This window comes from Actinophytocola sp. KF-1 (assembly GCF_054661535.1).
Genome location: NZ_BAAFVK010000010.1, coordinates 316,472 through 327,840, shown reverse-complemented (window position 1 = coordinate 327,840; position 11,369 = coordinate 316,472). Strand labels below are relative to the sequence as shown.

Below are 11,369 nucleotides of genomic sequence, written 5' to 3'. Positions count from 1 at the left end.
GAAGCTGTTATCGTTGGAACCATGGACGTCCGGACGAACCTCGTCGAGGTCGCGGCCCGGCTGCTGCGCGAACAGGGGCCGGCCGCGGTGACCACCCGCGGGGTCGCCCACGCCGCGGGCATGCAGGCCCCGGCCATCTACCGCATGTTCGGCGACAAGGACGGTCTCCTGGACGCCGTCGCGGAGCACGTGTTCGCGACCTACGTCGCGGCGAAGTCCCGCATCCCCGACGGCGACGACCCCCTCGCCGACCTGCGCGCCGGCTGGGACACGCACGTCGGCTTCGGCCTGGCCAACCCTGCGCTGTACGTCCTGCTCGCGGGCCGCCCGCCGTCCCCGGCGACCATCGCGGGCCGCGAGAAGCTGCGGGCCAAGGTCCGCCGGGTCGCGGCGATCGGCAGGCTCCGCGTGTCCGAGCAGCGCGCGGTGGAGCTGATCCACGCCGCGTGCACCGGCGCGGTCCTGACCCTGCTGACGACCCCCGACCCGGACGAGGGCCTGGCGGACGCCATGTACGAGGCGGTGACCCACCGGATCCTCACCGACGCCCCCGCGCTGGCGGAGGACGGCCCGGTCGCGGCCGCGGTCGCCTTCCGCACGGTGGTCCCCGACCTGCCGGGCCTCACGGACACGGAACGCGCCATGCTCGCGGAGTGGCTGGACCGGGCAACCCGCCCTTGACCCCGGGCCCTGCGCGATGACGGACCCCTTGCTCCCGTCCGCTCTTCGGCCAGGTTCGGACACGGCGGTCAAATTCGACCACCCGGTGTACTAACCAGCCCGTTGACCATCCCCAGGGTGAAGCCGCTGTCAGAGACTGTCCGGTCCGTTACGCCATTTGGGCCTTAACTTTCGTCGACGATCGACATAAGTTCGAGTCGTTTAGTCGGAAGCGGCTATGTCCACGCCACCAGAGGGACGCCCGGCAGCCACCCCGGGTCGAAAGGCGAGGCAGCGTGACAACGGACGTCACCCACGTGCCATCCATGCGTCATGCCGCGTCGTCTGATCCCAGCAGCAACCCGAGCGGTCCGTGCGACCGCTCATTCCCGTGCCCATGAACGGAGTTCCACAATGGACAGAGACGGCCGACCGGCGCTCTCGCGCCGATCGATGCTCGCCGGTGCCGCGGCAGCGGGCGTGCTCGCCCCCGCCGTAGCGGCCAGCGGCGTCGCCGCCTTCTCCGCGGCGGCCGGAGCCGAGTCCGCGTCAGCCTCGGCTGCCGCGGCAGGCCAGACCCGTCAGATCACCCTCTACGCCGAGGTCATCGCAGGCACCAACCTCGTCGGCTACGCCCTGGAACCCGGCAAGCCGACGATCCCCGGCCCGCTCCTCGAGATCTACGAGGGCGACACGCTCGAGATCGAACTGGTCAACAACACCGACGAGCGGCTGTCGATCCACCCGCACGGTGTCAACTACGACACCAACTCGGACGGCGCGCCGTTCAACGGCTCCTTCAACAACCCCCGCGAGACCCGCGTCTACACCTGGCGCACCCGCACCACGTACCAGCGTGACGGCGTGTACATGCCGGGCAGCGCGGGCTACTGGCACTACCACGACCACGCGATGCGCGGCGACCACGGGACCATCGGTCTCATGCGCGGCCTGTACGGCGGCCTGATCGTCCGCAAGCGCGGCGACCTGCTGCCCGACCGGCAGTACACGGTCGTGTTCAACGAACAGACCATCAACAACAAGATCGCCCCGGACACGCCCATGTTCGAGGCGAACCAGGGTGAGCGCGTCGAGTGGATCTGCATCGGGCACGGGAACCTGCTGCACACCTTCCACCTGCACGCCCACCGCTGGGCCGACACCCGCACCGGCATGCTCGCGAGCGCGAGCGACAACAGCCCCGTGATCGACAACAAGAACCTCGACCCCGGCAGCTCGTTCGGCTTCCAGGTGATCGCGGGTGAGGGCGTCGGTCCCGGCGCGTGGATGTACCACTGCCACGTCCAGGGGCACTCGGACGCGGGGATGTCCGGTGTCTTCCTGGTCCGCAACCCCGACGGCAGCATGCCGCCGGGCGCGCAGGAGGCCATCGACCGCTTCCACGGCCACGAGATGACCTCCATGGACATGAAGGCAATGGGCGGCACCCCGGTGCCGACGGGTCCGCACGACGGCATCGCGCCGATCGCGCCGGACAACCCCTCCGCGAAGAAGGTCAAGAAGAGCGGCTCGACCACCACGACCCCGCACGGCCACAAGTAAGCGCAGAGAAAGGACAGCCCGACCATGGGGCGAAGAGGCTCTATCGGCTGGTCGCGAAGGCGACGAGCCATCAGATACACGGCGCTGGGGGCAGCGCTTGCTCTCGGTGCTTCTCTCATCAGCACAGTCGCGGCAGTACCGGCACCTGCCGCGGCGGCACCGGCGTCCACCGCCACCGCGGGCGGGATCAACATCCTCGTGTTCCGCGGCGCGGCCGCGGAGCAGAAGGACCCGGTGGTCCGCGCCACGGACGCCATCACCAGCCTGGCCTCGGCGAACGGCATCGGCGTCACCGTGTCGTCCGACCCGGCCGCGTTCAACTCCGCGAACCTCGCGAAGTACCGCGGCGTCGTCTACCTGTCGGCGCAGGGCGTCGCGCTGAACAGCACCCAGGAAGCCGCGCTGCAGACCTACATGAAGGCGGGCGGCGGCTTCCTCGGCATCTCCGACGCGGCCCGCGCCCAGGAGAACTCGACCTGGTTTACCGGCCTCATCGGCGCCCGTCCGGTGGGCGCCCGGCTGGTCTCCTCGGTCACCGCGAGCGCGGAGAACCCGCCGAACGAGACCAAAGAAAAGCTGATCGACCGCGACCCGGCGACGAAGTGGCTCACGTTCAACCCGACGGGATGGGTCGCCTACAAGCTCGCCGCGCCGTTCGCCGTGAACAGCTACGCGCTGACCTCGGCGAACGACTTCGACGGCCGCGACCCGAAGAACTGGACGTTGCAGGGCTCCAACGACGGTGCCACGTGGACCGACCTGGACACCCGCACCAACGAGGACTTCCCGCAGCGGTTCCAGAAGCGCGAGTTCACGTTCACGAACACCACCGCGTACCTGCACTACCGGCTGAACATCACCGCGAACTCCGGTGAGCCGCTGGTGCAGCTCGCCGACTGGGACCTCGTGGCCGACCCGTCGCAGCTCCCGCCGCCGCCGGAGCCCGCGGTCCAGGAGGCGACGATCGACGTCCTCGACCGGCACCACCCGGCCAACGAGGGCCTCGGCTACACGTGGAAGCGCACCGACCGCTTCCTCAACTGGGAGCAGAACCCGATCGGCCAGGTGCACACCATCGCCCAGGTCCGGGAGAACACCTACGACCCGGGCACCGGCGCGAACGGCGCGTTCCACCCGATCTCGTGGTGCCGTGACTACGAGGGTGGCCGCTCCTTCTACACCGGCATGGGCCGCACCGAGGCGAGCTACGGGGAGGAGGCGTTCCGCAACCACATCCTCGGCGCGCTGAAGTGGACCACCGGCATGGTGCGCGGTGACTGCAAGGCGACCATCGCGTCCAACTACAAGATCGAGAAGCTGAACGCGAACAACGCGGCCGGCCAGCTCGACCAGATGGGCGAGCCGCACGGCCTGACCATCGCCCCGGACGGCAAGGTCTTCTACATCGGCCGCGGCGCGTGCGCGAACAACGCCGTGCCCCAGCCGAACGACTGGACCAACCCGAACATCGGCAAGGGCTGCGGCACGATCCACCTGTGGGACCCCGCGACCAAGAAGGCGAAGCTGCTCACCACGCTCGTGGTGATGGGCAACCGCGGCAGCGGTGACGAGCTGGTCAAGAACGAGGAGGGTCTCCTCGGTCTGACGCTCGACCCGAACTTCGCCGAGAACGGCTGGGTCTACGCCTACTGGATGCCGCACGAGTCGATCGACCGCGAGAACCGGATCGGCAAGCGCACGATCTCGCGGTTCACCTTCGACAAGGCGAACGTGACGATCGACCAGTCGACCCGCAAGGACCTGCTGTCCTGGGACGCGCAGATCCACAGCTGCTGCCACGCAGGCGGTGGCATGGCGTTCGACAAGGACGGCAACCTGTTCGTCAGCACCGGCGACAACAACTCGTCGCAGGGCTCGAACGGGTACTCCGGCAACAACTGGACGCAAGAGTACAAGGGGGTGTCCTTCCAGGACGCTCGCCGCACCTCGGGCAACACCAACAACCTGAACGGCAAGATCCTGCGGATCCACCCGGAGGCCGACGGCACCTACACGATCCCGCAGGGGAACCTGTTCCCGCCCGGGACCGCGAAGACGCTGCCGGAGATCTACGTCATGGGTGTCCGCAACCCGTCGCGCATCCAGGTCGACCCGGTCACCAACTGGCTGACCGCCGCGTGGGTCGGTCCGGACGCGTCGTCGCCGAGCCCGGAGCTCGGCCCGGCCAAGTACGAGACCGCCACGATCATCACCGAGGCGGGCAACCACGGCTGGCCGTACTGCATGGGCAACAAGCAGCCGTACCGCGACCGCAGCAGCAGCGACGCGGCCGTCCTCACGGGCTGGTACGACTGTGACAACCCGATCAACACCTCGCCGCGCAACACGGGTCTGATCAACCTGCCGCCGGTGAAGAAGAACATGATCTGGTACTCGCCCGACGGTGGCGGCCCGGTGTTCCCGAACCGCCCGAACAGCAACATCCCGACGTACGTCGCCGCGGACGCGACCTACACCCAGCCGTACCTGCGTGGTGGCGGCCAGGCGGTCATGTCCGGCCCGACGTACCACTACGACCGCGTCAACACCAACAGCGGTGTCGCGTGGCCGGAGTACTGGGACGACAAGTGGTTCATCGGTGACCAGTCCAACGCGAACAACCGGATCGCCGTGACGGTGGACCCGGCCGGCGTGCCGACGGCGCAGCCGCCCGTGTTCGCCGAGACGCTGCGGCAGATCATCCCGCCGGGTTCCGGTGACAACAAGCTGCAGAGCTGGATGGACGCCAAGTTCGGTCCGGACGGCGCGCTGTACATGATGGACTACGGCAGCGGCTTCTTCACCATCGCGCCGAACCAGAAGCTGATCAAGATCAGCTACATCGGCGGTGCCGCGACCCCGACGCCGGCGGCGTCGAACGTCGCGGTGCAGAACCGGGCGCTGACCCACCAGTTCTACGGTGCGAAGTCCGGTGGCGTGTCCTGGAAGTGGGAGTTCGGCGACGGCACCATCTCCACGGAGGCCAACCCGAAGCACACCTACACCCGCACCGGCCCGTACACCGCCAAGCTGACCACGACCTACGCCGACGGCGAAGTGGTGGTCTCGCGGACCGCGGTGAACGTGGGCTGCTCGGTGTCGGACCCGACCACCACGGTCAAGTTCGGCCCGGGTGAGGACGCGGTGGACACCACCGTGCAGAACAAGAACACCGGTGGCGGCTGCAAGATCGACGACCTGATCGACGACGAGATCACTTGGTCGTCGCACGCGGGCTTCGTGAACCACGTCCAGACGGTCACGAAGAACCTCAAGCAGCTCGGCATCATCAACGCCAACCAGCAGGACAAGCTGAACAAGGCGGCGCAGGCGTCCGTGATCGGCAACCCCGGTCAGTACGGCTACGACGCGATCTTCGACGGCACCGAGTCCTCGTTCAACAACTGGGCGATGGCACCGTCGGGGCAGTTCACGGTCCAGCCGGACGGCGCGCTGCGCGGCACCGGCGGGCTCGGGATGCTGTGGTACGCCAAGAACCCCTACCGGGACTTCTCGGTGAAGCTGCAGTTCAAGGACATCGCACCGGAGGGCTTCCGGGCCAACAGCGGTGTGTTCGTCCGGTTCCCGGACCCGAGGACCCCGCTCGACCAGCGGCCCGCGGGCAGCTGTGGCACGGTCGGGTCCGCGCGGACGTCGCAGGCCTGGGTCGCGATCTACTGCGGTCACGAGATCCAGATCTACGACGGTGAGACCGGCGAGCCGCAGAAGACCGGGTCGGTCTACAACTTCGACCCGAACACGCTCGCCAATGCCGGGACCACCCCGAAGAACCAGTGGAACGACTACGAGATCCGTGTTGTCGGCCAGCACTACACGATCATCCGCAACGGCGTGGTGATCAACGAGTTCGAGAACGCACCGGGGCAGGAGTCCTCCCGCGCCGGTGACCCGAACACGACGCTGCGCCAGTTCGCGGAGGGCTTCATCGGCCTCCAGAACCACAGCAACAACGACCTCATCGAGTTCCGCAACATCCGGGTGCGGCCCCTGTAGCAGGGTGGCCGGGCGGTGTCCTCGTGGCGCCGCCCGGCCGTCCCCCTTGGAGGACTTTTCCTGACATGTCCAGACGTCTCATCGCCGCGGTAGGCGCCGCGGTGGCCGTTCTGGGGCTGGTGGCGCTACCCGCGTCCGCCTCCCCGGCAGCGGAACCACCGCCCGCGACCGCCGCGGCCGCAGCACAGACACTGACGTTCACCGCGGACGACAGCATCTCCGCGTACAAGTCGTTCCCGACCACCGCGGTGGCCGGGGAGACCACGATCGTCTTCGAGAACAGCGAGGCGACCGGCAACACCACCGGCATGTCGCACACGCTGACGTTCGACACGTCCACGCCGGGCTACAACCACGACGTGTCGCTGAACATCCTGGCCAACCCGTTCGACGCCAACAGCGGCCGCCACGAGGCGACCGTGACGCTGACGCCGGGCAAGTACCGCTTCCACTGCACCATCCCCGGCCACAGCACCATGGTCGGCGAGTTCACCGTGGAGGGCGGTGGCGGCGAGGACACCACGCCGCCCACGGTCACCGCCACGATCACCGGCACGCAGGACGGCGACGGCAACTACGTCGACCAGGCGACCGTGAACCTGTCCGCCACCGACAACACCGGCGGTTCCGGTGTCGCGTCCACCGAGTACAAGCTGGACGCGGGCGCCTGGACCCCGTACACGGCGCCGGTCGCGGTGTCGGCGCTCGGCGCGCACACCGTCGCCTACCGCGCGACGGACGTGGCCGGCAACGTGTCGGCGGAGGGCTCGCGGTCCTTCACCGTCGTCGAGGGTGGCGGCGGCGAGGACACCACGCCGCCCACGGTGACCGCCACGGTCACCGGCAACCAGGACGGGAACGGCAACTACGTCGAGTCCGCCACGGTCACCGTCACCGCCACCGACAACGAGGGCGGTTCCGGTGTCGCGACCACCGAGTACAAGCTGGACGGTGCCGCGTGGGCGCCGTACACCCAGCCGGTGCTCGTGTCTGTGCTGGGCCAGCACACCGTGCTGTACCGGGCGACGGACGAGGCGGGCAACGTCTCCACGGAGGGCTCGAAGCAGTTCACCGTGGTGGCCGACCAGACCGACACCACGCCGCCGACGGTCGACGCCGAGGTCTCCGGCACGCAGGACGCCGAGGGCAACTACGTCGACGTCGCCACCGTCACCCTGTCCGCCGAGGACGCCGAGTCCGGTGTCGCGTCGGTGGAGTACAAGGTGGACGATGGCGCCTGGACCGCGTACAGCACGCCGGTCGCGGTGAACACGCCCGGCATGCACATGGTGAGCTACCGCGCCACCGACGAGGCGGGCAACGTCTCGCCGGAGGGCATGGCCCACTTCACCGTGGTCCAGCAGGACGCGACGGCCCCGACCGTGTCCGGCCGGGTCAGCGGCCAGCAGGACGAGAACGGCGCCTACATCGGCTCCGCCATGGTGACGGTCACCGCCACCGACAACGACGGCGGTTCCGGCGTCGCGTCGATCGAGTACAAGGTCGACGGCGGTGCGTGGACCGCGTACACCTCGGCCGTCCAGGTCTCCGGCCCGGGTGCGCACACGGTGTTGTTCCGCGCCACCGACCAGGCGGGGAACGTGTCCACCGAGGGTTCCGTGACGTTCACGGTGGTGTCCGGTGAGGTCGACGAGACCCCGCCGTCCGTCTCCGCCGTGGTGTCCGGCACCCAGAACTCGAGCTGGCAGTACCTCGACGCGGCGAACATCACCGTCTCCGCGCTGGACACCGGCTCGGGCGTCGGCTCCGTCGAGTACAAACTGGACAGTGGCGCCTGGACCGCGTACACGGCGCCGGTCGTCGTGAACACCGCCGGTGCGCACACGTTCTACTACCGGGCCACCGACAAGGCGGGGAACACGTCGGCGGAACTGTCGGGTTCGTTCACCGTCGTGGAGTCCGGCCCCGCGCCGGGCCCGGACGTGTGCCCGGACTCGGACGTCCGCGACACCGTGATCATCGGTGACATCGACAGCCAGGTCCCGAACATCGACACGGGCAACGGCTGCACGATCAACGACGTCATCGACGAGGACGGCGACTGGTCCACCCACAACCAGTTCGTCCGCCACGTGAAGGCCGTGACGAGAGAACTCGTGCAGAACGGCGTCATCACCGGCGCCATGCGCGACCGCATCGTGACCGCGGCCGTCAACTCGGACGTGGGCGTCTCGACGGCGCGCCGCGCCTGACGCTCACGAACGGAGCCTCCCCGGGCGGTCACCGCCCGCCCGGGGAGGCTTTTCTGTGCTTCCAGTACCGGTCCGGGGACGACGGGCGCGAGCCAGAGTTGTCACCGGAATGCGACCCTCGTGGACCGGTGACACCACCTGCGGGAACGGCGCCGCGCGGGTGTCCCGGTGGAACCCGTTGCGATGCCGAGGAAACCCGCCGCTGGACGCGCTCGACCGGTCGCATACACCACGGACACAGCCATCGCCTCGGGGGTGTGCGGCCAGAACATCGCGGACTCCGCGAACGGAGCCTCCCCGGGCGGTCGCCGCCCGCCGGGGAGGCTTTCCTTTGCTTCCAATACCGGTCCGGGGACGACGGGCGCGAGCCAGAGTTATTGCTGCGCCTTGGGATCCGCGCCGCCATCGCCGGGACGCCACCCCGCGGTCCGGCGACACCACCAGCAGGAACGACACGCCGCGGGTCGTCCGGCAGAACCCGTTGCGATGCCGAGGAAATTCCGTGACCAGTCGCGCTGGACCGGTCGGAGGAGGCTTTTCCCTTGGGCCGAACCGATTCCCTCACTCGGGCAGCCGCACGGTCTCCTCACCGCCGCACTGCGTGTGCACCAGCAGACCGTCGGCGCACACGACGATGCCGAGGTCGTCGCCAGGATCGCCGACGCCGTCCGCCTCGACCATCGTGGCCGTGCTGCCCCCGCTGTCGCACGCGACGTCGAACGTCTGCCACGCGCTGCCGGTCGACAGGTTGCGGAAGCGAACCGCCCGCTGATCACCGACCCCGGGCACCGCGCATCGAGGTACCCCGACACGTGGTAGGTGCCGTTGTCCGCCACCGCCGCCGTGCCGCGGAACCGGGACCTTCTCACGCAACTCCTCCCGTGGATCGCCGTGCGGTTCGATCGTGGGCGGCGGTGGCGACGACCGTCAATCGTGGCTCAACAGGGTGGAAAGCAGCTGCACCGAGAGTGAGGATGTCCCAATGGGCACCCCCATGATCTGGGGCTACGGAAACCCTCCGCGGTGGCCGATGGAACGGGCATGCGTGAAAAAGAACTGCTCGCCGCCGGCCGGCACGGAGTGATCACGATCTCGAGGCTCGCCGAGCTCGGGGTCAACCCGCGAACCGCCTACCGGCGCTGCGCTCCCGGCGGACCCTGGCACAAACTGCTGCCCGGCGTGGTGCTGCTCGGCGCCACACCACCGACGAGGAGACAGGTGATCGAAGCGGCCCTGATGTTCACCGGCCCCCGCGCCGTGATCAGCGGCCTGGAAGCGTGCAGGCGGCACGGCTTGCGTGGCGTCCCGCCCAACCGCCGGATCCACCTGGTGGTGCCGCACGAACGCAGGGCGTTCCGCAGCACCCACCTCATCGTCGAACGAACGAGGCGGCCACCGGCGCCGGTCCTCCTGGACGGCGTGCCACTCGCCCCGGTGGCCAGGGCGGTGCTCGACGCGTGCCGCCGGCTCACCGATCCCGACCAGGCGCGCGCCCTGCTGACCGAGGCCGTCCGGCGCCACCGGGCCACCCTCGCGGACCTGCTCGCGGAACTGGCCGAGGGCAACCAACGCGGCAGCGCCATGCCGCGTCAGGTGCTGAACGACCTCAGCGCCGGCCGCGCGAGGGTGCCCACGGCGACGCCCGACGTCCCCACGGGCACCCTTGCAAACGTTTCAGCCCAAGCGAACCGGCAGCGAAGCGGCGGAGTTGGAGAAGAACGACGGGACCGGCGGCAACTCGTCGGCCGGCGCGGCCAGCGACAGGTTCGGGTACCGCGAGAAGAGCATCGGCAACGCCACGTTGGCCTCCAGCCGGGCGAGGTGCGCGCCGAGGCAGACGTGCGGGCCGCCGCCGAAAGCGAGGTGCTTCGTCGGCGGCCGGGTGATGTCGAACTCGTCCGCCCGGTCGCCGTGGTGCTCCGGGTCCCGCCCGACACCGCTGTACGGCGCGAGGATCGCCTCGCCGCGCGGGATCGGCACGCCCGCGATCTCGATGTCCTCCAACGGGTACCGGGCCGGGAAGTTGCCGATCGGCGCGTCCCAGCGCAAGGTCTCCTCGACCACGGCGTTCCAGGTGGCGGCGTCGCCGTTCATCGCGAGCTCCAGCTGCGCCGGGTGCGTCAGCAGCGCCCGCACGCCGTTCACGATGAGGCTCAGCGTGGTCTCGTGGCCCGCCGTGAGGAAGAGCCAGATCGTGTCGATCAGCTCCTCCTGCGTCAACGTCTCCTCGCCCTGCTCACCGAGTTCGATGAGCGCGGACGTGAGGTCGTTGCCGCGTTCCTCGCGCCGCAGGTCGACGAGGCGGTTGAGCATCTCGTGCCGTTCCCGCTGGGTGGCCACGACCTCCTCGGGCGTCACGTTCGTGAGGAAGATGCTCTCCACCAGCTCACGCAACCGCTTGCGCCACTCGACCGGCACCGCGAACAGCTCGCAGATCATGTTCATCGGCACCGGGTACGCGAAGTGCGGACGCAGGTCCACGACACCGTCCACCGCGTGCGACGGCAGGGCGTCGAGCAGTTCGGTCACGTTCGCCTCGAGCCTGGGGCGGAGGTCCTCCACCCGGCCGCGGGTGAACGTACGCGTGACGGGCCTGCGGAGCCGTTGGTGCGTGTCGCCGTCCGAGGTCACCATGTTCGTGACCTTGATCATCCCGACGAGCGGCCACTCGTCGGTGATCTCACCGGACTGGATCTTGCTCCAGTTGCGCCAGTCCTTGCTGACCAACGGGTTGGTGATGAGCTGCTGCACCAGCTCGTGGGTGGTGACGGCCCAGACCGCCACGTCGCCGGGAAGGATGACTCGTACGACCGGACCGAGTTCCCGCATCCGCGCCGCTTCCCCGTGGTGGTCGGTACCGAGGGGATCGAGGTGGATGGTCGGGACGTCGGCGGTGACCGAGTCGGTCATCAGAATGCC

General features: G+C 69.1%; 6 protein-coding genes. 4 read left to right on the top strand and 2 right to left on the bottom strand.

The window, feature by feature from the left end; genetic code table 11:
• The first annotated feature begins 21 nt into the window (after window positions 1–21).
• The 4 genes from ACYQ77_RS29660 (at window position 22) to ACYQ77_RS29645 (ending at window position 8,450) form a co-directional block, all read left to right on the top strand.
• Window positions 22–681 (top strand): TetR/AcrR family transcriptional regulator, encoded by a 660-nt coding sequence (locus ACYQ77_RS29660; protein WP_459716924.1) that lies wholly within the window; start codon window positions 22–24, stop codon window positions 679–681.
• Window positions 682–1,074: 393 nt separating this feature from the next.
• Entirely contained in the window at window positions 1,075–2,223 is a 1,149-nt protein-coding gene (locus tag ACYQ77_RS29655; RefSeq protein WP_459716923.1) for a multicopper oxidase domain-containing protein, read from the top strand.
• A 24-nt stretch (window positions 2,224–2,247) separates the two neighbouring features.
• The gene (locus ACYQ77_RS29650) at window positions 2,248–6,237 is read left to right on the top strand and encodes a ThuA domain-containing protein (protein WP_459716921.1); all 3,990 of its coding nucleotides are present in this window, start codon (window positions 2,248–2,250) and stop codon (window positions 6,235–6,237) included.
• 65 nt (window positions 6,238–6,302) lie between these two features.
• Entirely contained in the window at window positions 6,303–8,450 is a 2,148-nt protein-coding gene (locus ACYQ77_RS29645) for an OmpL47-type beta-barrel domain-containing protein (protein ID WP_459716920.1), read from the top strand.
• A gap of 561 nt (window positions 8,451–9,011) precedes the next feature.
• Here ACYQ77_RS29645 and ACYQ77_RS29640 read toward each other — a convergent pair.
• Window positions 9,012–9,239, bottom strand: coding sequence for a hypothetical protein (locus tag ACYQ77_RS29640; protein ID WP_459716919.1), 228 nt, complete (start codon window positions 9,237–9,239; stop codon window positions 9,012–9,014).
• 885 nt (window positions 9,240–10,124) lie between these two features.
• Entirely contained in the window at window positions 10,125–11,360 is a 1,236-nt protein-coding gene (locus ACYQ77_RS29635; RefSeq protein ID WP_459716917.1) for a cytochrome P450 family protein, read from the bottom strand.
• Window positions 11,361–11,369 lie beyond the last annotated feature (9 nt).

Coding starts and splice junctions, on each gene's coding strand:
- ACYQ77_RS29635 (WP_459716917.1), bottom strand. CDS start 11,360: ATGACCGACTCGGTCACCGCCGACGTCCCGACCATCCACCTCGATCCC.
- ACYQ77_RS29660 (WP_459716924.1), top strand. CDS start 22: ATGGACGTCCGGACGAACCTCGTCGAGGTCGCGGCCCGGCTGCTGCGC.
- ACYQ77_RS29645 (WP_459716920.1), top strand. CDS start 6,303: ATGTCCAGACGTCTCATCGCCGCGGTAGGCGCCGCGGTGGCCGTTCTG.
- ACYQ77_RS29650 (WP_459716921.1), top strand. CDS start 2,248: ATGGGGCGAAGAGGCTCTATCGGCTGGTCGCGAAGGCGACGAGCCATC.
- ACYQ77_RS29655 (WP_459716923.1), top strand. CDS start 1,075: ATGGACAGAGACGGCCGACCGGCGCTCTCGCGCCGATCGATGCTCGCC.